We start from the raw sequence: 22,026 nt of genomic DNA, 5'->3' as shown, positions 1-22,026 counted from the left end.
ACTGCTGATGCGTCTGACGTGCCGCAGGGCCACTGCTCCTGCTCGCTCGACGCGTTGGGGTTCAGGATGAGTTCTGCGGGATCGCGCAGCGTCCGCTCAGATCACCCGCGCTCTGCTCGATCCCGCCCGGCACCGAGCCCTCCATGCCTTGCCGCTCAGATGAGTTGAACAGGCTGCGGCGTGACACCGGGCTGCTCATGTCTGCTCCGGCTGGTTGGGATGGGCGGTCACGTAGGCGCGGATGGCGGCGATGGCGTTGTCGTCGCAGACTTCTTCAACGGCGTTCGCGGCCAGGTGGCAGAGCCGGAATCGCTGGGGCGGGGTGAGGCCGAGCCGGTTGATCTGCAGGTAGGTGTAGTTGATGAGCAGCCGGTAGCGGCTGAACTCGGGGTCTTCAAATGCCGCGCGGTGGTAGGCGCGGTTGCCGAACATCATGCGGTGAAACTCGCTCGGCCACTCGGCGGCCTTGTTCTGGTCAAAGACGAGCGGCTGGATGAGCTTGCCCTCGGCGATCAGCGGGGTGGCGCGGTCTCGGTAGCAGGCGATGAGGTTGGCCCATTCGCGGGCGAACGGGACGGGGGGCGCGGCAGGGTCTTCGAGGGTGGCGATGACGGCGCGGGCCCGGTCGATGAGCTGGGTGCGATGCGCCTGGTAGTCGGTGTCGAAGCGGGCGCGGGTCGCGTCGGCGTCGGCGCATTGGGCGATGAAGCCTTCGGCGTGGGAGCGGTATGAGATGAAGCTGCGGGTGATGGGCGGCATCGCCGTGATGGAGTTGGCCAGCATCAGGCCCAGGCCGAGCAACTCGACGGTGTCGTGGCCGGAGCGTAGGTGTTCGAGCATTTGGAACAGCAGCGGGGTGCTGTCGGTGTAGAAGCCGGTCAGCAGGTCGACCGCCTCGACGTCGCCCAGGACGTGCAGGCGGTCGTCGAAGGGGGCGTACTGGATGCTGTTGTCGGGAAACCAGGGCGTCAGCGGGCCGTGTTCTTGTTCGAGGTCGGCGAGCAGTTTGTGCTGGGCCAGCAGTGCCCGTTCATCCAGTCGCGCGGTGGAGGGGTGGGTGGCGAGGTAGTCGCCGATTTCGTGGTCGATGGCGGGCTGGATGGTGCGGGTCCAGGTGTGCGGGTCGGCGCGGATGTTGAGGCGCAGGTGCGGGCCCCGGCGCCAGTGCCGTAGGACGTGCGCGGCCGGGGCCACGTCACGCAGGCGGTACATCAGCGGGCGGATCGCATCCAGCAGCAGGTCGGTCTTGTCGGGTTCGTGGTAGTAGATGTGTGCCGAGTGCCAGACCGGCCCGGCGCGCCGCGCGGCCGTCTCCGGCGTGGTCGCGTTCTGAGTGGTCATGTGATGTCTCCGATCGCGGACAGGTCGTGCAGGATGTGGGCGGTCAGCATGCCCACGCGGTTCTCCGCGGTGGGGGTGAGGCCGATTCGGTTGTTGAGCAGGTGGGTGCAGCGCAGCAGCACCTCGGCGACCGGCCGGTGCTCGGGGGGCGCGGCGTGGGCGAGGAAGCCCAGCGGCGAGTCGGCGTCTTCGGGTGCGCAACCGGCGTCGGTCAGGGCGCGGCGCAGCGTATGGATGGAATGAGACCAGGTGCCCAGAGGTCCGCCGGGGGCGGCCGTCCACAGGTGGCGGGTCTGTCGGCGCAGGTCTTCGCGGCGGGCGTCGTAAATGTCTCGTATCGCTGGCGGCGGGTCGAGCCGCATGCGCCGGGGGTCGGCCTGGCAGGCGGCCAGGGTGAGGGTGAGGGCGGCCAGTGCGATCGCCGCGCGGCGTCCTGGACCGGGATGGCCGGAAAGCGTGTCGAGGGCGAGGCGGCTGGATTCGGTGAAGTGCCGTTCGACCGCTGCCATGCAGGCGGGGTTGCCGAAGGCGTGGTGTTCGGGCCGGTAGGCGATGAACTCGACCGTGTCATTGGGGTGGAGGCGCCCGTCGTGGGCAGGCAGCCGCTCTGCGCGGGCTTGCTGGGAGCCCATTGCCTCGTATTGGGCGGGGGTGAGGGTTCGAGAGGACGGGTGGGCGTTCAGGTGTTCGCGAGCTCGCCGGGTCAGCTCGTGCTTGACGTGGCGGGCCTGGTCCGGGTGGGAGCCGAGCAGGCGCAGCCGCAGGTGCGGGCCGCCTTCCCAGTAACGCAGGAAGAAGAAGCCGTCCGGGTTCAGATCCGTCACCAGTGGCGCGACCATTTGGGTGATGAGCGCGTCCAGGTCACCGGCGTGGAAGATGTGTGCGCTGATCCAGCCGGTGCGGCGCTTTCGGGGAGGCATTTCGGGTGCCGGCGCGGTCACGCGGGGTCTCCGGCGATTTCGAAGACGTACTCCGTGACGTGGGCGTGTGGGCCGTAGGCGGGGGCGTCGGCCGGGTCTGGCAGGGCTTCCTCGAGCACGAGCACGTCGTCGGGGCCGGGGGTGGAGCGGGCGAAGGAGGTGAGCAGGAAGTGATTGGCGGCGTCGACGTACAGCGGTTTGCGGTTCTTGTCGCGCGGGTCGGGGCCGGCGGCGGGGGTGATCCGGGCGAAGAAACGCCGGGGGATCTGGTGCTGGTCCAGCCATCGGGCCACGCGGACCAGATAGGTGGCCTCGGCCTCACCCTTGCCGGGGCGGGGGAACTCGCCCGCGCGCATCTGCCAGCGGGCGCGGGTCAGGATGACCGAGCCCATCAGAAGCCGTGGTCGGCGGTGCACCGGCCCCTCACCATGACCGCCTCCCTGTAGCGGCGGCAGGGCCACCGGCGGTTCGCCGAAGACCCGGATCGCAAACGCCCAGGCGGGCGGCAGCACCAGTTCGCTGGTCATGCCCAGGTGAGCGGGCCGGATCTCGCGGCCGCACGAGTCGATCAGGATCAGCCGCCCGCTGCGCGGGTCGTAGCGTACGTACAGGTCGGCGAGGCGGAGTCGGTCCGGTGTGACGGTGAATGGGTAGTCAATGCCGATGGCGGCACCGGGCGGGCGCAGGTTGAGGTTGGTGCCGAAGGCGCCCGCGGTTTCGGCGACCGAGTAGGCCGGGCCGGGCGGGGGGGTGGCTCCGGCGCGGCCAAGGAGGTGCCGGATCCGGCCCGTGTGGCGGCCGTAGCCGGAGTAGACCGTGTTGAGTACCAACTCCAGTCCGCCCGAGCCTCCCGAGCCGTGCAGAACGGCTTGTCCGTAACAGGAGATCGACCCCGGCGGGCGGATGTAGGGCGGCCAGGCGGAGGCGACCTTGCCCACCAGCTCTGGCTGGACGGTGATCGTCCCGCGCTGGTTCTCGGGCGCGTCGCGCAGCATCTGCCGTGCTTGCCGGCGCAACCGCTGGACTTCACGCAGCCGCGCGGTGTCCGGGATGGACTCATAATGCAGGAGGGCGCGCAGAGCGGGCGCCTGGGTGTGGGCGTGGCGGTAGAGGCGCAGGAAGGGAACCGTCTGCTCGGGGCCGTAGCTGTCGCAGAAGAACTGCGCGGTCGTCAGTTTGAGCGCCAGGTCTGAGTCGAACAGGCCCAGGAACCGGCGCAGCACCTGCAGGTCCTCCAGCACCGGCCGCCATGCGTCACGCCCGCATACGGCCAGGTCATGTCCGGAGACGGCGGTCTCCAGGCACAGGTTCCGGGCGGCAGGCCCGGCGTTGTCGCCCAGGCGCTCCAGCAGGCCGCGGGTCAGTTCACCGATCGCGGCCAGGCCGTCGCGGTGCGCGTCTGGGGCAGCGGCGCCGGGGAGGTTCGCGACGGTTTGGTGCAGTGACCGCAGCCAGGCGGGCAGCCAGGGCCGGTCGGGTGATTCGGCCGGCAGGGTCGCCTCGATCCAGGCGAGCAGTTCGGCGAGCGGGTCGGCCGCCTGGTCGGGAAATGGGCGGCGCCGCTCCAGCGCTCCGATCTGGATGAGTCGGTCCACGAGGGCGGGTGAGTCCGCGGCCTCCTCGAGCGCGCCGAGCCGGGGACACGGGTGCTGCGCCGCACGGGTGAGCAGTTCGCGCACGGCAGGGGTGGCGGGCACACTCGTGACCGCCTCACTTGGTCCGGCGCCCAGGAACCACAGCCGCCCGTCCTCTTCGGTCAGGCTCGGGTTGGCGCGCACGGTGACGGCTTGGTGCAGGGCGGGCCGGGTGGCGAGGGCTTCCCACAGGCGCCACACCGTTGCCAGGTCGAATTCGGCGACGGCCTGCCCGCTCAGCTCACGTGGTGTTCGCACAGCCTGGCCGCCGGCACTCCAGCGGCCCAGGCCGCTGATGGTGAACGTGGCGTACGGGCTGGTCTTGGTGGCCGCCCGTGCGACGTAGCGGGCCAGCCGGGCCAGCACCTGGCGCCGCGGGGGCGTCGCAGGGTCGGCGATCCATTTGCCCAGCTCCGTGCAGAGCACCGGACTTGAGTGGGCCAGGCCGCGCCGGAATCCTTCCTCGGCGGCCAAATCCCGCAGTGCGGTGGTCTTGGCCGCCAGCTCATCGACCAGCACGCCGGGGATCTGGCGGTGGAGTTCGTCGCGTCGTTCCAGCCGTACCAGCCACGCAACGATCCGGACGGCGACCTCGTCCGGTAGACCGGCCAGTACCCGTTGCGGCCGGTCCGGGCGGCGGCCCGCATGCACCGCGCGCCGCAACCCGACCAGAAACGGCTTGTCCTCCGGCCGGATACCGCAGCCGATCAGCTCGTACAGCACGCCTGACAGTGCCTCACCCTCGGTGGCAAGCCAGGCATCTTCTTCGATCAGCTCATCGGCCAGCGCCCAGGTCCGATCGAACCGCAGCCCGTCCAGCCCCTGGACCGATAGCCCGGCGACCCTAACGCCGAACACCTCAGCCACTTCGTGCCCCCGGCAACATTCGCGTCACCCCTTGCGCTGACCGGCGAGACGCCTGGCCGGTGTGGTCAGCGTCGGCCGGCTGGTGCGGGGGAACCCGATGAGGATGAAGCTCAGGGATCGCCACGGGGTCATGGTCAGGCCCAGTGCGGTGTCGGTGGCGGGGTTGGTGCCATCGGAGTGGATGCGGGCGGTCAGGCCGAGGGCGGCGGCGGTCAGAGTGGCGCGGTGGATGACCAGTCCGGCTTCGGCCTGCTGGAGCCGGTACCACAGGTCACCGAACCGCGCGGCTCCGGCCAGTGGGTCACCGGCCGGAATGAGTACCGCGGCGGCGGTACGCAGCGCGGCACGGGTGTTGGCGCGGAGCGGGCCGCCAGCGATGTCAGTGAGCGCCTGCGGGCCGGCGGCCTTGAGGAGGGCGTGTCCGTCAGCCCGGTAGCGGTAGAGGCCGGGGGCCAGCCCGGTGACGCGCCGCGCCAGCACATACAGCGCGGTGGCCTGTGGCCCGTGCGGGGTGGCAGGTAGGTCGCCGGGGTATCCGGCGGCGGTGGCGGCCAGGATCCGTGCCAGTTCCCGCAAGGCCAGTGGCCTCGGCTGGAACCCGTTCAGGGCGGACGCCCGGTGGGCGATGCCGTCCGCGGCGCGTACCGGCTCGGCCGGGGGGAGTTCCACGACAGGCCCCTGCGGCGGAGGCGGCGCTGGATCGCCGCTGGGGCCGCCAGGAATGGGACGTGGCCGCAGGGTGGCGGCGTGCAAGGCGGCCAGGTACGGCAGACGTTCGCTGACCGAGGGCGGCGGGTCGGCCGGACGGACGGCTTGGGTACCGGCCCGGCCGCGCTTTTCCCCGCGCCCATCAGCCGCCTCGGTGATCTGTGCAACGGTCGCCGTTCCAGTGCCGGTGAACGCGGCGGGTTCGGCCGTGCGGCCGTCGCGGGCGAGGACGGCGGGATGGCCGGAGGCATGGCGTTCGGAGATGGTGAGGATGGCCAGGGTGCTCTCGGCGGCGGTGTCGAGGCCTAGCAGCCGGTCGGCCGCCTGGCCGTCGAAGTCGATGTGAATAGTGACGTCCAGGCCGAGCGGGTCGGCCAGCGCGAGCGCCTGGGCGGCCAGTATCCCGACCTCCTGGCAGGCCAGCCGGTAGGCGAAGTCGTCGTATTTGAAGCCGTTGCGCCAGAACACCGCGGTCAGCGCCAGCACCATGCCCGGGGTGGCGGCCGGTGAACGGGCCAGGAGCCGGGTGAAGGCAGGGCGGTGGTCGCCCTCTCCTATGCTCTCCAGCCCGTGGTGGGCCACGTCATAGTGGCACAGCCCCCGGGCGGTCGCCGGGTAGGCCTCGATCGGATACAGGTCCCCGCCGGACGGCGCCGGCCGACCGATGGTCACGTGCCTGCGGCCCGGCACGGGCTCGCCGATCTCATCGTGGGAGTGATTCCAGATGATGCGGGTCAGTCCGAGCAGGCCGCGCAGCAGCTCACCGGGCCACCGGCCATCGTCCAGGACGATGCGTGGGGCATGCGGGTAGTGCTTGAAGCGGGCCGGGGCGGCTCTCCAGTCGATCGGCCGCGCCACGCGTTCATCGATCGCCCGCAGATACCGGCGCGTGGCCGTCCCCGGCGCGGCGGCGTGGACATCGGCGAGCGTGTCCGGGCGGCTCGTCGGCGCCGCGGGCGCCTTGCCGGGCTGCGGATTCATTGGTCGCGCTTTCTTCATGGGAACGGATGCGGGAACGGATTGAGCTGGTCGGGGCGCAGGTCGCGGTCGTGGTGGCCGAGCAGGCGGGGTACGGTCAGCAGGCGGGACAGGCCATGGGTGCGGCGGTAGCGGTGACCGAAGGTCATCGGCAGGGTGCCCGGTACCAAGACCTTGGCGGCGGCGAAGCCGCCGGCCCGCAGCTCGGGGCAGGTGGTCTCGATCGCGATCACGTCCAGGCCGGCGGTCAGGTACCGGCCGACCAGTTCGGCGAGGTCGTCGGTGAGGTCGTCGTGCTGCGGCCAGCCCTCGAGGAGCTCTCCCAGGGGCCGCCCGGGCGTCTGCGCGGGCAGGAACGCCAGCCGGTGACCGGCGCCGGGATGGCAGTAGAGCTGCCGGTGATCCTCCAGTTCCCGCACCTGATCGGAGTCGGCCAGCATGGCCGCGGAGTCTTGTTCGTCGTAGCGGTCGCCCAGTCCCGTGACCGACGGCAGCAGCTCGAACAGGGCGGTACGCAGTGCCTGCTCGGGGTCGGGATGGGCGCCGGCCGCGCACAGGGCGTGCGGGCGGCCCGGATGTCCGGTCCGGTCGAGGGCCATGGCCCAGATCGCGGGGACGCGTTGTTCCATCGGCATCGCGAAGGCCATCAGCTCATACCCGGCGTCGTAGCGCGCCTTCGCCGCAAGCACCCGGATCCGCCGATCGGCGGCGGTGTCCAGGTCGATCTTCGGCACGGGTAGGCGGGCGTACCAGGTCATCAGGAACGCGTCGCGTTCGGCGACCTCCAACAGCCCGTAGAAGATCGCCTCAGCCAGGCAGCCACCGAGCGCGGCGCCGTTGGAGGTCTCAGACGTCGGACCAGGCTCGGCCCTGGTGGCGGCATTGTGGTAGGCGACCGTCAATGGCACCAGGATCGCCCGGTCGGTGCCGAAGGAGTAGCCCCACACCCACCGCGCGTCCCGATCGGGATCGAATCGGACGTAGTCGAAGCCGGGCTCCTCGTACCAGGCATCGGGATACAGGCCCAGGGTGCGCGGATCCAGCGCGCGGTCGGCGATGTCGGCGTACGGCGCCCGCACGACAGGGCGACGGCCCCGTGGGCGCGCACTCGCGTAGCGTTCCAGCGCCTCGGCGATCGCCGTGCGCCGAGCCGAACCCACGTCAAAGCCCCGACCATACCCGTGGCGGGCCGTATCACCCTTGCGGCCGGGGGCGAGCCGGGCGACCACGGTCGGCAGATCCCCCTGCCGCTCCATCCCCATCGATCCGATCAACCCGACCTCAGCGTCGACGAAATGTCTTTCCAGCTCGACCGGCAACGGCCCGCTACGGAAGACCGCAGGGTCTGGCTTGGGCACCGAACCCAGCCGCAGCCGCGCCGGCCGGTCCTGCGGCCGGTTCCCGCAGTCCGGGCACAGTGGGTCGGCCATCAGCCGGTGCGAGGTGACCGCCGCGGTCCGCGCCGACACCCGCAGCAGGCCACCATCGGTCCGCCGAAAGCCCTCGGTCACCTCGTCGCGCACCAGCGCTGCCACCACCTCGCACAGCACCGGCATCAGGGGCCCGCCGCCGAGCCCGGATCCGTACCGCTCGGCCAGCACCCGCCGCGCCGCCGCATCCGGCCGGTTCGCGTCACGGCGCCGCCACAGGCAGGTCGGACAGCCCGGCACCCCCGGCCGTACGGCCGGACCGATCAGCACCCACCCGGTATCGGCCCGCACCGGCAACCACGCGAACCCATGCTCACGCGCATACGCCCGCGCCATCGCATACGTCTCGGCGTCCTCGGTGTCGGTGGCGACGACGAACACACCATCCGGCACCGGTACGCCCTCCAGAGCCGCCCGCAGTCCACCGGAACCACACACCGGCGGCGTAGGGGCCGGCCGGGTGGCGAGGACCTCACTCATCGCAATCCACTCGGACCACGTACGGCAGCAGCCGGGCCACCTCACGATCCCGGCCGAGCACAGAGATCGCGGGCGCCCGCCCGACGTCGGCCAGCGCCCTGGTGAACACCTCCACGGCAGCCTCGGCCTCCTCCTCGTCGCCCCAGTACGAGACCGGGTCGGCGTAGCACGGCCCGCGTTCAGTGCGTGCCTGCCAGGCCAGCAGCAGCCGCTCCAGCGCCCGGCGCATCGCGGCCACCGGGCTCGCCCCGCACGCCGGTCTCGCGTTCCCGGCGGCGTAGGCGGGCACGCCGAGTTCGGTGGTCAGGTCACGGATCTCCGGCCGCTCGCCCGCCGCCTCCAGCAATCCCACCAGGCGTCCTACCTCCGGGTCGGCCAGCGCGGGCACGATCGGGAAGGCGCCATCGCCGGACCGACACAGGAACGCTTCACAATGCTGGGCCAGCCCGGCCGCCACCGCCTGAGACCACGACAGACCTGCGGCGACCCCGATCGGCGCCCTGTACGGCACCACAGGCCGCTCCTCTTCCGCGAGGGCCTGGTAGGTGGCCAGCCCGGCCAGTAGCGCCCGCAACCGTGCCGTCTGCCGGTCCGGTCCCCAGCCGACCACCCGCGGTGCCGGCGCCCAGGACGGCAGGACACCGCGCGGGTCGGAGACGGTCGCCCGGCACATCGACAGCGGCGTCTGCACCAGGTCACCCTCGTCCAATCCCCCGAGAACTCCGACGCGCGGATTGACATGGCTCGACGCGCGTTCGCGTAGTTCCTCGGCCTCAAGCCGCTTCCCGGACACCAAGGAACCGGGCTTGTTCCTCCCGCCCGAATCGCTGGCCTGGACAAACGGGTACACGCGGTGCCGCCGGGTGTCCAAAGTACGCAAATCGACGCGGATCATGGCCGGCTGTACGGGCGGACTCGTCATCCCGGTCAGATACTCAAAACACGACAACGCCGCCTGCGCCGCCACCACCGCCGGCACCGGACCGGTCAGCCAGTCCACGCCCTCGCCGTCCGGATCGTGCGGCAGGCCCGTCAGCCGACGCCAGTATGAGGCGGCCTCAACGTCGGAGACCGGCGTTGTCCACGCCTCGTCTTCGCGGACCCAGATCTGCCCGAGCGCGATGTCGCCTCGCTCGCAGACCCGGGCGACCTCCAACAGGTCATCCACGGCCTCACCACTGTGAACGTGCAGGACGACGTCGGCGTCATCGGGAATGCCCGCGGCAGCCCGCACGGTCTGCGCGCCGTCCCGGCGGCACCGTTCGATCGCCGCCGACAGATCCGCGGCGACGACCGTGCGAACGTCCCGCCAGCCCGACCCCAACCCCGCCTCTACCAGCGCCACCGGGACCGGACCGGCAGGGCCGGTTGCGACCACCACGATCCGCGCCCGTCGCAACCGCTCAAAACGATGCTCCGCCGAATCAAAGCCATACCGAATGAACGCGATCTCCGCCGCATAGACGGCCGACTCCTCCGCGCTGAGCGCGTGCGGCTCATCAGCCCGAGCGTCCACCACGAAACGCTGCTCGGCCAGCAACCCGACCAGCCGCTCCACCAGCGCCCGCCGCTCGGCCGACAACGACTCGGTCAGCTCCCCGAGCGTGCGCTCTCCCGTCAGGTACGGCACCAGCCGAGACAGCCACACATAACTATGGCGCCCCGTAATTGTGCACGCCCCTTGGTCACCGCAGACGTAAACACCATCATCGGATTCCACAAAACGCACATCGTCCAGCAAACGCGGACGCATCAATCTCTCCCCGCAACCACGACAAAGCGGCCACCGACGCCATTACCCAGCCCCACCCTCCACGCCCGGGGACGTCCGGCGCACAGCCGGGCGTCCCCGTCGCGGTGAATCGGTCAGATCGGGTCGTCGAACTCGGCCTTGAGGCAGCTTCCAAAGCTCGAGGTGGAGGAGGAGGCGGCGATCTCGGTCATACCGTGACCGGCTTCCAGCACCTCGACGGTGTCGGCGGGCAGCACGTCGATGGACTCGACGGGCAAGTCGCCCAGGCCATTCGTTGGTATGGACATGGTGGATCACTCCCTTTCACGTTGTGGTCCTTTGGACTGTTGCCACAACCGCAAGAAAGCGCCGCGGCTGCGTCATTGCCCAGCCCGCGCCCGGGGACGTCCGGCACACAGGCCGGGCGTCCCCGTCGCGGTGAATCGGTCAGATCGGGTCGTCGAACTCGGCCTTGATGCAGCTAGGCGCGGAGGAAACGCTGGAGGCGGCGATCTCGGTCATACCGTGACCGGCTTCCAGCACCTCGATGGTGTCGGCGGGCAGCACGTCGATGGACTCGACGGGCAAGTCGCTCAGGCCATTCGTTGGTATGGACATGGTGGATCACTCCCTTTCGTGGAGTGCGGTACCGCCCAACACCTAGGGAACCTACACCCGTCGATTACTCCGTGCAATAGAACATAAACAGACAGTCACCAACTGGTATCACGCGCCTACCCCGCCGCCAGCGTTCGAATAATCACCCGACAAGATCACGAGATCAACGAAGAGGTCCGGATGGTCATGGTGATGCCCGTTTCGTTCCGTACCGGTCCGGGTCCGGTACGGGGGCTCAGGAGCAGAAGTCCGCGATGGTGCCGGTGAGGATGTCGGTGAGGCGGTCCAGCGAGGCGAGGTCGACGTACTCGGTGGCGGCGTGGGCACCTGCGCCGTCGACGCCGAAGAGCAGGCAGGGGATGCCCGCGCGGTCCAGGAGGGCGCAGTCGGTCCAGAAGGGCTCGGCGCGCACCACGGGTGGGCGTCCGAGAGCCTTTTGCGCGTGGCGGGTCAGGGTGCGGAAGATCAGTGCCTCCGGATCGGCCTCGAAGGGCTCGCGGTGCAGGCCGCGGGTCAGCCGGTAGCGGAAGTCGGGGACCGTGGCGGCAAGGCGGTCGAGCACGGCGGTCAGTTCCCGCTCGACGCTGTCGGCACTCTCACCGGGGACGGTGCGGCGCTCGAGGGTGATGTGGCAGTACGCCGGGTAGGTGGAGGGCTCCCGGCCGCCGTGGATGACGGAGGCGTGCACCGTGCCGGTGCCCAGGAGGGGGTGTGCCGGGCCCTGCGCGAGGCGCTGTCCCAGTTCCTCCAGCGCGACCAGGAAGTGCCCGGCTTTGGCGATGGCGTCGATGCCGAGCTCGGGCCGCGAACCATGGGCCGCGCGGCCCTCGATCCGCATGTCGAACCAGGCGAAGCCCTTGTGGGCGAGGGTGACTTCGAGATGGCTCGGCTCGGTGACGATCGCCGCGTCGGCGGTGAAGGACTCCAGCACTTCCTCGGTGCCGGAGCTGCCGTTCTCCTCGTCTGCGACGCAGGCGAGGATGACATCGCCTCGCAGCGGGCCGCAGGCGGTGGCGCGGGCGGCGGCGACCATCATGGCCGCGATACCGCCTTTCATGTCGAAGGCTCCGCGGCCGAACATCTTGCCATCGCGGATCTGCGGGTCGAGCGGGTCGCCGTCGTAGTCAGCCATGCCGACCGTGTCGAGGTGGCCGTTGAGCATGAGTGACCGGCCGCCGCCGGTGCCGCGGGCGATCGCGACGAGCGAGGGCCGGCCGGGGCGCTTTTCCAAGCTGTGTACCTCGAAGCCGCGGGCGGCCAGCCATTCGCTGCAGAAGTCGGCGATGACGGTCTCGCCGGCCCCGCCGGCTACGAGGTCCGGGTTGACGGAGTCGATGGCGATCAGCCGGGCCAGCAGGCGGCCGGGTTCGGGGTCCAGGGGATCGGGAGCCGCTGCGGTCGAGGGAGTCTCGGGGAGCATGGAGAGGCCTTCCGAAGTTCTGACGCCGCTCCCGGGAGACAGGGGCGGGCGCGGTGGGCACGCCAAGTGGGACGTGGTGTGGCCGTGAGCGGTCAGTCCTGGTTTGCGAGGCGCAGGAGGGTGGTGGCCAGGACGTCGACGCCGTGGGCGCATGCCTCGGGGGTGGAGTATTCGCGGGGGTTGTGGCTGATGCCGTCGTACTCGCCGCGTACGAAGATCATGGCGGTGGGGCAGAGCGCGGCGATCTCCTGGGCGTCGTGGCCGGCGCCGGAGAGCAGGGAGATGTGCGCCAGGCCGTGGTCGTCGGCGGCCTGCGCGACGACCTTCTGCACCCCTTCGTCGAAGGGGACGTAGGCGGTCTTGGCCATACGCCGGGTCGTCAACGAAAGGCCCGGCTGACTGCCCTCCAGGTCGCGCAGGAACGCGGCGAGGGCCTCCTCGGCGCGGGCCATCTGGACGTCGTCGGGGTTGCGCAGGTCGACGGTCAGTTCGGCGCGGGCCGGGACGATGTTGGTCAGGTCCGGGTGGACGATGAGATGGCCGACTGTGGCGCGCAGGTCGCCGTAGGCGCCGGAGTCGACCAGGGCCCGCAGGTGGACGATGATCTGCGCGGCCGCGAGCCCTGCGTCGGCGCGCAGGTGGGTGGGGGTGGTGCCGGCATGAGCGGCCCGGCCGTGGATGGTGATCTCCTGCCAGGAGATGCCTTGAACGCCGGTGACGACGCCGACTTGGGCCCCGTTCTCAGCGAGGACGGGGCCCTGTTCGATGTGGCATTCGACGTACGCGTGCGGCGGGGTGAGGCCGACGTCGGCGGGGCCGTCGAAGCCGGTGCGGGCGAGTTCGCCGCCGAGGGTGAGGCCGTCACGGTCGGTCAGGGCGTGGGCGTACTCCAGGGTGAGGCGGCCGGCGGCGACGGCGCTGCCGAGCATGTCGGTGCCGAAGCGGACACCTTCCTCCTCAGTGAAGATGCCCACCTCGAGGGGGCGGCGGGTGGTGATGCCGCGTTCGTTGAGGGTGCGGACGACTTCGATGCCGCCCAGGACGCCGAGGCAACCGTCGAAGGCGCCGGCGGTGGCGACGCTGTCGATGTGCGAGCCGGTCAGGACCGGGGCCGCGGCCGGGTCGCTGCCCTCGCGTCGGCCGTAGATGTTGCCCATCCGGTCGATGCGGACAGCCAGACCGGCCTGTTCCATCCACGCGATGACCCAGCGACGGCCGGCCGCGTCGACGTCGGTCAGGGCGAGGCGGTTGACACCGCGTAGGCCGGTGCGCTCGTCGTCGTACGCGCCGATTTCGGCGAGGTCCATCAAGGACTGCCACAGGCGGTCGCCGTTGACGGTGATCGTGTCGGAGGTGGGGCTCGTCATGGCCTGTCTCCCAGGACTGGTCGGAAACGGTGGAGCGGTTGCGGAGTGGTGGTGTGTGCCCGGCAACGGGGGGCGGTCGCGAAAGGGGTCTTTCAGAGATCCGGACTTCAGCGATCCACTGTGGAGTGCGGGTTGGCGGCCGGGCCCTCGGTGCTCAGCAGCACGACCACCGAGGTCACCTCCAGCCCCAGCGCCGTTCGGCGTTCTTCGGAGCCCACGCCGGTGAGCACCGCGCGGAGACCGGCGAGCGCCGCGGCTCCGCAGGGACCCGAGGAGACATCGAGAGCGGCGAGGTGGGCGGCCGCCCGGGTGCTGTCCGCGTCGGGGATGGCGACAGCGGCGTCCAGCCCGCCTTGCAGGCAAGGCCAGGCGATGCTGGACGGGGTACCGCAGTTCAGCCCGGCCATGATGGTCTCACCGGTGGTGACGCTGACGGGTTCACCGAGGGTGAGGCTTTTGAGGACGCAAGCCGCGGCCTCCGGCTCCACTGACAACAGCGCCGGAGCCCGCCCGGACGGGCGGCTGCGGTAGTGGGTGACGACGGCCTGGGCCAGTGACCCTACGCCCACCGGTATGGACACGAGGTCAGGTCCTTCGACGACTCCTTCGGCCGTCAGCTGCTCGTCGATCTCGGCGCAGAGGGTGGAGTAGCCCTCGACGATCCAACCCGGGATCTGCTCATAGCCCGGCCAGGCGGTGTCCTGGACCAGGACCGCGTCCGGCGCGGCAGCCGCCCTGGCCGCCAGGCGTACGGCCTCGTCGTACGACCCCGCGATCTCGGTGACCTGCGCCTGCTCGGCGACGATGGCCGCCACGGCCTGCGGGTGTACACCCTGCGGAACGAAAATGTGGGCGTGCTGCCCGAGCAGGCGCGCCATGCGGGCCACCGCCCGGCCGTGGTTGCCGTCGGTGGCGGTCACCAAGGTGACCGGGCCCGGTTCTTTGCCGCTCACGGCCCGCTCGGAAACTGCGCGGTGGACCGCCCAGGACGCACCCAGCGCCTTGAACGCGGGCAGCCCCAGACGGCATGACTCGTCCTTGACGAAGACCCGGCCAACCCCCAACTCCCCAGCCAGCAGGGGGAGTTCGGTCAACGGTGTGGGCGAGTAGTCGGGCAGCGCGGCGTGGAAGCCCCGCACCTCGACGGGCGCGGATGCACATCTCCAGGTACGGGCGCTGGGCCGCGCAAACCACGGCAGCGCACGGAGGGAGGACACGTTCTCAGACACACGTTCAGAGTGCGATGCCCTCCTACGATCGGTCTAGCGGATGTTTTCGACCTATAATCTTCGGAGAAACCGACCGTTGTTTCGCGACGGTGAGGAAAGCGATCTGCCGATGTTCGACCTGCACCGACTGCGCCTGCTGCGCGAACTCAAGCACCGCGGCACGCTGGCGGCCGTCGCCGCAGCCCTGTCCTACGCTCCCTCTTCCGTCTCCCAGCAGCTCTCGCAGTTGGAAGCCGAAGTCGGCGTCCGGCTGCTGGAACCGGTCGGGCGGCGGGTGCGGCTGACCGAGCAGGCCGAGATCCTCGTCGCCCACACCGAAGCGATTTTCGAACGCCTGGAGCGGGCGGAGGCGGAGATCTCGGCCTCCCTGACCGATCTGACCGGCACACTGCGCATCGCCTCGTTCCAGACGGCCGCCCTGGCCCTGGTCCCGACCGCGCTCGGCCTGCTGCGTGAACTGCACCCGCACCTGCGCGTCCACGTCACTCACATGGAACCGGAAAAGGCCCTGCCCGCCCTGCAAGCCCGCGACTTCGACCTGGTCCTCGCCGAGGAATACCCCGGTAACCCCAACCCGCGGCCCGCCGGACTCGACCAGGAAGACCTGCTCAACGACCCCCTTCACCTCGCACTGCCCGAACCGGCCGACGGCCCGATGGCGGCGCTGCGCTCACTCGCGGACCACCCCTGGGTGATGGAACCCGAAGGCACAGCCGCGCGGCACTGGGCCATGACCCTGTGCCGCAACGCCGGTTTCGAACCCGACGTACGGTTCGAGACCACCGACCTCTTGCTCCACCTTCGCCTTGTCGAGCAGGGACACGCCGCCGCCTTCCTTCCCGACCTCGTCTGGAGCGGACAGCCCCCAACCGTCACGCTGCGGCAGCTGCCCCGCGGTCAGCGCGCACGCCGCCTCTTCACCGCCGTACGCCGCGGCCGCAGCCGGCACCCTGCCATCGAGGCATGCCGGGATGCCCTCCTCCGGGCGGTCGCCCTGCGCTCCAGCCAGGCATCGGGCCGGCGCAGCTCATCCGCTTTCCTCTCCTGACACACCGCAGCCTCAGCGGACGTGAACGAGACAGCTGCGCAGCGGACGCCGCAAAAGATACTTTTCGGGTCATGACTAATCTTGCGGGCAAGACCGCGCTGGTGACGGGTGGGAGCAGGGGAATCGGCCGGGCGATCGCCCTCCGCCTGGGACGGGACGGTGCCCGGGTGGCGGTCCACTACGGTCGTGACGAGGCGGCGGCCAAGGATGTCGTGGCGGCGATCGGGGAAGACCGGGCCTTCGCCGTACGCTCGGAGCTGAGCGCCCCGGACGCGGCGGAGGTCCTGCTGGGCCGCGTCGAAGAGGAGTTCGACGGCCTCGACATCCTGGTGAACAACGCGGCGGAGGTCTCGTTCAGCGGCCTGGAGGGCACGACGCCAGAGGAGTTCGACCGGGTCGTGGCGGTGAACATCCGCGCGCCGTTCTTCATCATCCAGCGGGCCCTGCCGGTGCTGCGCGAGGGCGGCAGGATCATCAACATCTCCTCCATCGCGACCCGCGTCGCGATGCCACGATTCGTCACGTACGCGCTGACCAAGGGCGCCGTGGACGTCCTCGGCCGCACCCTCGCCGCCGAACTCGGCGCACGCGGCATCACGGTGAACACCGTGGCCCCGGGCGTCGTGGAGACGGACAGCACCGCCGCGTTGCTGGCGGCACCGGGCGGGAAGGAGGCCGCGGCGGCCCGCTCGGCCTTCGGCCGCGTCGGCCTGCCAGAGGACATCGCGGACGTGGTCGCCTTCCTCGCCTCGGACGACGCCCGCTGGGTCACCGCGGACTGGATCGACGCCACTGGCGGCTCGAACCTTTGACGATCGGCATCAGACGGCACGCCACCCACCGCGCGGTGGGTAGGCCGGGCGCCGCGTTCCGGACACCGTGAGAGCACTGATCCGACACGAGAGCGGCCTCTTAATCCGCGGGTTCGGGGTTCAAGTCCCTGGCGGCGCACCCGTCCTGACCTGGGTGTTCTCGGTTCCACCGGGAACGCCCAGTGTCCGTTTAGGGCCGGTTTGGCGACCGTGGTTGCTCCATGGCTGCTCGCGTGCCGTGATCTTGGTAAAACACGCGATCGGCAGGGTGTGGGTGCCGAATATCGTGTCACCGGGCCTGATCTGGGGTTTCGACGCGCTCAGCTGCCCGGCTCCGGCAGGATCACTGGATGGCTCTGCGGCTGTTGTACCTGATCGCCTTGCGTGTGTTCGGGTGGATCGCGCTGCTCGCCCGATCACAGGCGTCGAAGGACGTAGAGATCTTGGCCTTACGGCATCAGCTCGCGGTCCTTCGCCGCCAGGTCGCCGCTCCCCGGCCATCGTGGGCGGACCGGGCGATCCTTTCCGCGCTCGCGCGGCTACTGCCCCGGCACCGCCGGCACCACCTGTTCGTCACCCCGCGGACGCTCCTGCGCTGGCACGCCGACCTGGTGAAACGACGCTGGACCTACCCCAAGCGCGGGCCGGGACGACCACCCACCCGGCCCACGATCCAGACCCTGGTCCTGCGGTTGGCGACAGAGAACCCGGCCCGGGGATACCGCCGGATCGCCGGCGAGATCGCCGGTCTGGGCCGGAAGGTTTCCCCGGCCACCGTCTGGGCGATCTTGAAGAAGGCCGGGCTCGATCCCGCACCCCGGCGCGGTGACCCGACCTGGGCACAGTTCCTCAAAGCCCAGGCATCCGGAATCTTGGCCTGCGACTTCTTCAGCGTAGAGACGATCGCACTCGCCCGCCTGTACTGCTTCGCCGTCGTGGAGCACGCCACGCGTCGTGTCCACGTGCTGGGAGTCACGGCGAACCCGACGGCCGACTGGGTGGCTCAGCAAGCCTGCAACCTAATGCTCGACCTGGGCGATCGGGCCGGCCACTTCCGCTTCTTGATCAGAGACCGGGACAGCAAGTTCACCGGACTGTTCGATGAGGTGTTCAAAGCCGAGGGCATCCGCGTGATACTCACTGCTCCGCAGGCACCTCGGATGAACGCGATCATGGAACGGTGGGTGGGCAGCGTACGCCGCGAACTCCTCGACCGAATCCTCATCATCAACGAACGCCACCTGCGCAAGGTCCTCACCGCGTACGAGGCCCATTTCAACACCCATCGTCCACACCGCGCCCTGAACCAGGCCAGCCCGCTGCAGGCACTGCCTGATCCCGCCGACGCCGACATCAAGGTCATCCGACGAGACCGGCTCGGCGGCCTCCTCCACGAATACGCCCAGGTCGCATGAGGTGACGCAATATTCGGCACTCACACGGCTCCGGCGGGCTCCTACTCGTAGTAGAGAACTCCACAACCTGGTGGTCCATAGTCGAGAGCCTCCCGGACCGACACCGTCTCGGCTATGGGTTCCAGCAGGGTACCGGCGGTCACGATTTCGGCTCCTCATGGACGTCCGGTGTTCGCGACTCGTGGGTGAGCGCATAAGCGATGGCCTGGTCGATGGGAAACCTGGTGCCCTCGTCGAAGAGTTTGCCGAACGTCTGCTCTCCCAGCGCCGCTCGGGTCTGCCGGTTGCAGATCCCGTGGTGGACTGTCAGGTGCCGTTTGGTCGGGGGTTCGGCGGTGAACCGCCAGATCGCGTGGGCGCAGCCAAGCAGCCGTGCGGCGCGTTCTGGGTTGTTCTCGGCCGCGGCGTTCCAGGCGAGGACTTCCAGGCAGTGCGCGATGCCCCACCGGTCGATGGGCGGCACGGTTGCTGCGAGCCTTTCCCGGATCAGACGGGTCCCTCGCTCATGGTCACCGGTGAGCCACTGGGTGACGCCATGAAGTCCCAGGGCGTGTGCGCGGGTGACCGATGCGCCGGCTCTGTCAGCCATCTCCAGGCACTGCTCGCCGAAGACACGGCAACGGCCGGCGTCGCCGAGCAGCGCGGTACCGTCCATCAGATAACGCAGCGTGTTCCACGCGCCCACGCGGTCATCGAGCGCCCACAGCCGTGGCAGGACGTCCTCCAGGAGCGCCACCGCGCGGTGTACGTCGCCGCAGCCGAGCGCGAGGATGCCGCGAAACAGGCTGCCACGGGTCTGGGCGGAAACGTCCTCCAAGCGTTCGGCCAAGGCGAGGGATTCGTCGATCAGCGACCGCGCCGTCTGCCATTCGGCCAGCAGGAGAGCCAGCCATGCGTCGGCTTGTAGGGCCTTGGTCCGTGCCGGGCTGGGTTCAGGGTTCAACGACAGGGCACGATCGAGCCAGTAACGTCCCTCATGATGGTGGGCCGACATGGTGAAATACGTCTGAAGGTTGCCGGCCATCTCCAGCCCGGCCCGTGCTTGTCCGGGCTCGGTCATGCAGATCTCCAATGCCGCGCGCGCATTGGCGTGTTCGCGTGCGAGCCGATCGAACCCCTCCAGCTCTTCCGGAGTCAGGAACTGCTGCTCCGCCCGGCGGGCGAGTTCGGCAAAGTGATCCCGATGACACATCCGCACGAGCGTGATCTCGCCGGAACGGGCCAGGTGCTCGGTGCCGTACTCTCTGATCGGCTCCAGCATCCGGTAGCGGGCGAGCCCCTCGATCATCGAGCAGGTCAGTACGGACTTGTCCACCAAACCGGCGACGAGTTCCACCACCTGCGCGGCGTCGATCCCGGCGCCGGAACAGACGTGCTCGGCATCGTCGAGTTCGAACCCGCCGCTGAACACCGACGCCCGCATCCACAGCCGCTGCTCTGGCGGCGAGCACAGGCGGAAGCTCCAATCGATCGCCGCCCACATCGTTTGCAGCCGCGGCATGGCCGCCTGCGCACCCGCACCCAAAGTCTTCAACGGGTGTTCCGTCAGCCGGGCCAAGATTCCCTCGACCGGCATCGCTCGCACCCGTACCGCGGCCAGCTCGATTGCCAGCGGGATGCCTTCCAGCCGCCGGCATACCTCAGCCACCGCCGCACCATTGGCCTTGGTGAGGGTGAACCCCGGCCGTGCGATCGCGGCTCGCTGGTTGAACAATCGCACCGCGTCGTTGCGGGCCGGCGACGATCGCCGACCTTCTGACGGTACCGGCAACGGCGCCACTTCCATCAGCCATTCACCGGCGATTCCCAGCGCTTGCCGGCTGGTCACCAAGACCCGCAGGCCCGGCGCAGCCGACAACAGGCCGGTCACCAACCGTGCGCAAGCGTCCACCAGATGCTCGCAACCGTCCAGCACCAGCAACAAGTCCTTATCCGCCAGGAACAGCGTCAACCCGTCCCACATGGCAGGCTCCGATTCGCCCGGCATCCCCACCGCATCAGCGACCGCCTGCCCCAGGAACCGCGCGTCATCGAGCGCGCCCAACTCCACCAGCCATACGCCATCGAGAAAGACGTCGGGCATCTGCTTGGCCACCCACAACGCCAACCGGGTCTTCCCCACGCCCGGCCCACCGGTCAAGGTCACCATCCGATGGCGCCGAAGCAACCGCTTGACCGCGGCCGCCTCGCCCCTCCGGTCCACGAAACTCGTCAGTTCGACAGGTAGATTCCTCGCGAACCGCGCCTTGCAGACACCCGCCATGGCAGCTCACCCCCGTGCCGGCTGATCTCCGGCCCCCGAGGAGCGAAACAAAAACCACTCATCGGACCCTTCCCCGGCTACGTAGGCAGAACCTCAAAGCCGCCGTTGACCGCACACGTGTGCGATCCGTGACGGCCCACTTCCGGATCGCACTGCGGAGTGTGCACCCGAGTGAACGGGGACCCGGGGACAGGCATGATGCGACCGGCCACCTTCGAGCGCCTCGCCGGTCGGCTCGAGCTGATCTGATCGGGGGCATCGCCGACCGCGGAAATACTCGACTCCTGCGCCGCTGAAGCAGGCGGTGAGCCGTGCCTCGCGGTCGGGGTGAAGAACACCGGCAAGGTCCGCGGCGACGAGGTCGTCCTCCACGTGACCAAGTCTGGAAGCTCGGTGACCGGCACCGCCTCCTGGACGAAGGGCAGCCCCCGTGGGGATGCCCTCTTCGGTGAGACGGGCATCTCTCGGCCGTGTCGAGTGCTGGCCATACATCGTATGGTACGGTTCCATACAGGGTATGGCTGGCCTCTGGACACACAGATCGACGACGAGAAGGGGGCCGACCATGGCCGATACACCGGTCGGCATCGAAACGCCGACCGATGCCGAATCGCTGCTCAGCGCCGAGCTGACGGCCGTGCGGGGCGAGCTCGCGCGCGTCGACGCCAAGTGCGCGACCCTGACCACGCTCACGATGGCGGGCCTCGCGTTCATCGCGACCAAGGTCGGTCATGGCCCTGGCCTGGCCCGCATCCTGCTGAGCGTGGCCGGATTGATGCTCGCAGCCGCCACCCTCACGCTACTCACCGTCATCTGTCCGCACATCGGCTACATCCGGCTGTACGCCCGGCTCAGCCCGGCGGGCGTACGGGAGGTACTCGCCGATCGGGCCGCCGCCGTGAAGCACCACGAGAACAGCCTGATCAGCTTGTCCCAGATCGTCAGCCGCAAATACCTGGGTCTGCTCATCGCGGTCACGGAGACCGGCGCCGCAGTCGCCCTGATGGCGGTGGCCACCCTCCTCACCGGGGTGCTGTTCTGACCGAAGCCGGCGGCCGGCCCGTCGGCTTCAGCCTGGCACCTCTTCGGTCCTGGCGCAGGCCCGTGCGATATGGCTCTCCACGCCGGCGATCGCGGCGTCGAGCGCACAGCCGAACATAGCGTCCACCACGGCCTCCGGCGGCACGGGTGCCTCTTCCGCGTCAGGGCCGGCGGGCACCGGGGGCAGGGTGGTCCATCGCTGTAGTGCTCCGGTCACTTCACTGACCAGCAACCCGGTGAACACCGCGGACACGACGGCACCCACCTGTGAGATCTGCAAGACCGGCACTTCGGCGGCGGCCAGGATGTCGGTCAGTCCCTGCCAGAACGGGTCGTCCGGCTGGATGTAGTCGGGACGCGCAAAGGAGTACCTCATCAGCTTGGGATGGTGGTGCGCCAACGCGCGGAAGTCCAGCGCCAGTTGACGCAGCCGGCCCTGCCAGGGGAGGTCCTCCTGCTCCGGCGTGCGGAACTGCGACCCGACATGCTCGGCGACGCCGCGCAGGAGGGCGTCCTTGTTCTTCACGTGGTGGTACAGCGACATCGGGTTCGCGTCCAGCACGGCGGCGAGCTTGCGCATGGTGAGCGCCTCGACTCCGTCGGCGTCGATGAGCCGGAGCGCCGCGGCGTAGATGCCGTCCTTGGTGAGAGGCACATCCCTCTTCCTCGTCCCCCGGGGGGCCTTTCTTGGACTTTCCATACGTTGTATGGTAGCACTGAAGT

General features: G+C 69.7%; 18 protein-coding genes and 1 tRNA gene. 5 read left to right on the top strand and 14 right to left on the bottom strand.

What is annotated here, in order from left to right:
- Nucleotides 1-61 precede the first annotated feature (61 nt).
- The 12 genes from NE236_RS18425 to NE236_RS18370 all read right to left on the bottom strand — a co-directional run bounded on the left by NE236_RS18425 (nucleotide 62) and on the right by NE236_RS18370 (nucleotide 14,724).
- On the bottom strand, nucleotides 62-199 hold the full coding sequence (locus NE236_RS18425; protein ID WP_252843251.1) for a hypothetical protein: 138 nt from the start codon (nucleotides 197-199) through the stop codon (nucleotides 62-64).
- Complete coding sequence (locus tag NE236_RS18420) at nucleotides 196-1,341, bottom strand: thiopeptide maturation pyridine synthase (RefSeq protein ID WP_252843250.1); 1,146 nt, start codon at nucleotides 1,339-1,341, stop codon at nucleotides 196-198. The genes NE236_RS18425 and NE236_RS18420 overlap by 4 nt, the downstream gene beginning before the upstream one ends.
- Entirely contained in the window at nucleotides 1,338-2,282 is a 945-nt protein-coding gene (locus NE236_RS18415) for a thiopeptide-type bacteriocin biosynthesis protein (RefSeq protein WP_252843249.1), read from the bottom strand. The genes NE236_RS18420 and NE236_RS18415 overlap by 4 nt, the downstream gene beginning before the upstream one ends.
- The gene (locus NE236_RS18410; RefSeq protein WP_252843248.1) at nucleotides 2,279-4,762 is read right to left on the bottom strand and encodes a lantibiotic dehydratase; all 2,484 of its coding nucleotides are present in this window, start codon (nucleotides 4,760-4,762) and stop codon (nucleotides 2,279-2,281) included. Before NE236_RS18410 ends, NE236_RS18415 begins: the two co-directional genes overlap by 4 nt.
- Before the next feature lie 24 nt (nucleotides 4,763-4,786).
- Complete coding sequence (locus tag NE236_RS18405) at nucleotides 4,787-6,451, bottom strand: SagB family peptide dehydrogenase (protein ID WP_252843247.1); 1,665 nt, start codon at nucleotides 6,449-6,451, stop codon at nucleotides 4,787-4,789.
- Nucleotides 6,452-6,465: 14 nt separating this feature from the next.
- Complete coding sequence (locus NE236_RS18400) at nucleotides 6,466-8,358, bottom strand: TOMM precursor leader peptide-binding protein (protein WP_252843246.1); 1,893 nt, start codon at nucleotides 8,356-8,358, stop codon at nucleotides 6,466-6,468.
- On the bottom strand, nucleotides 8,351-10,006 hold the full coding sequence (locus NE236_RS18395) for a YcaO-like family protein (RefSeq protein WP_252843245.1): 1,656 nt from the start codon (nucleotides 10,004-10,006) through the stop codon (nucleotides 8,351-8,353). The genes NE236_RS18400 and NE236_RS18395 overlap by 8 nt, the downstream gene beginning before the upstream one ends.
- Nucleotides 10,007-10,224: 218 nt before the next feature.
- On the bottom strand, nucleotides 10,225-10,398 hold the full coding sequence (locus NE236_RS18390) for a thiomuracin/GE37468 family thiazolyl RiPP peptide (RefSeq protein WP_252843244.1): 174 nt from the start codon (nucleotides 10,396-10,398) through the stop codon (nucleotides 10,225-10,227).
- 139 nt (nucleotides 10,399-10,537) lie between these two features.
- Complete coding sequence (locus NE236_RS18385) at nucleotides 10,538-10,708, bottom strand: thiomuracin/GE37468 family thiazolyl RiPP peptide (RefSeq protein WP_252843243.1); 171 nt, start codon at nucleotides 10,706-10,708, stop codon at nucleotides 10,538-10,540.
- A gap of 235 nt (nucleotides 10,709-10,943) precedes the next feature.
- Complete coding sequence (locus NE236_RS18380; protein WP_252843242.1) at nucleotides 10,944-12,128, bottom strand: ArgE/DapE family deacylase; 1,185 nt, start codon at nucleotides 12,126-12,128, stop codon at nucleotides 10,944-10,946.
- A gap of 92 nt (nucleotides 12,129-12,220) precedes the next feature.
- Complete coding sequence (locus NE236_RS18375; protein WP_252843241.1) at nucleotides 12,221-13,495, bottom strand: Zn-dependent hydrolase; 1,275 nt, start codon at nucleotides 13,493-13,495, stop codon at nucleotides 12,221-12,223.
- A 107-nt stretch (nucleotides 13,496-13,602) separates the two neighbouring features.
- A complete protein-coding gene (locus tag NE236_RS18370; protein ID WP_252843240.1) occupies nucleotides 13,603-14,724 on the bottom strand; it encodes a diaminopropionate ammonia-lyase in 1,122 nt (373 codons plus the stop codon).
- A 109-nt stretch (nucleotides 14,725-14,833) separates the two neighbouring features.
- Here NE236_RS18370 and NE236_RS18365 point away from each other — a divergent pair, with 109 nt between their 5' ends.
- The 4 genes from NE236_RS18365 to NE236_RS18350 all read left to right on the top strand — a co-directional run bounded on the left by NE236_RS18365 (nucleotide 14,834) and on the right by NE236_RS18350 (nucleotide 17,999).
- A complete protein-coding gene (locus NE236_RS18365) occupies nucleotides 14,834-15,772 on the top strand; it encodes a LysR family transcriptional regulator (RefSeq protein ID WP_252843239.1) in 939 nt (312 codons plus the stop codon).
- Nucleotides 15,773-15,843: 71 nt separating this feature from the next.
- Nucleotides 15,844-16,584: an SDR family oxidoreductase gene (locus NE236_RS18360; protein WP_252843238.1), complete on the top strand. Its 741-nt coding sequence runs from the start codon at nucleotides 15,844-15,846 to the stop codon at nucleotides 16,582-16,584.
- A gap of 48 nt (nucleotides 16,585-16,632) precedes the next feature.
- Nucleotides 16,633-16,723 (top strand) — tRNA-OTHER (locus NE236_RS18355).
- A 211-nt stretch (nucleotides 16,724-16,934) separates the two neighbouring features.
- Nucleotides 16,935-17,999, top strand: a complete 1,065-nt coding sequence (locus NE236_RS18350) for an integrase core domain-containing protein (RefSeq protein ID WP_252843237.1) — start codon at nucleotides 16,935-16,937, stop codon at nucleotides 17,997-17,999.
- A gap of 139 nt (nucleotides 18,000-18,138) precedes the next feature.
- Here the strand turns inward: NE236_RS18350 and NE236_RS18345 are convergent, their stop codons facing one another.
- Entirely contained in the window at nucleotides 18,139-20,262 is a 2,124-nt protein-coding gene (locus tag NE236_RS18345) for an ATP-binding protein (RefSeq protein ID WP_252843236.1), read from the bottom strand.
- 565 nt (nucleotides 20,263-20,827) lie between these two features.
- On the opposite strand from NE236_RS18345, the gene NE236_RS18340 reads away from it, so the two are divergent.
- The gene (locus NE236_RS18340) at nucleotides 20,828-21,304 is read left to right on the top strand and encodes a Pycsar system effector family protein (RefSeq protein ID WP_252843235.1); all 477 of its coding nucleotides are present in this window, start codon (nucleotides 20,828-20,830) and stop codon (nucleotides 21,302-21,304) included.
- Nucleotides 21,305-21,331: 27 nt separating this feature from the next.
- Here NE236_RS18340 and NE236_RS18335 read toward each other — a convergent pair whose 3' ends face one another.
- Nucleotides 21,332-21,958 (bottom strand): TetR/AcrR family transcriptional regulator, encoded by a 627-nt coding sequence (locus NE236_RS18335; RefSeq protein WP_252843234.1) that lies wholly within the window; start codon nucleotides 21,956-21,958, stop codon nucleotides 21,332-21,334.
- Nucleotides 21,959-22,026 lie beyond the last annotated feature (68 nt).

The organism is Actinoallomurus purpureus, from assembly GCF_024055795.1.
In the GTDB taxonomy this organism is placed as follows: Bacteria; Actinomycetota; Actinomycetes; order Streptosporangiales; family Streptosporangiaceae; genus Actinoallomurus; species Actinoallomurus purpureus.
Note: the sequence above shows the minus strand (reverse complement) of the source record. Positions and strands in the feature narration are given on the sequence as shown.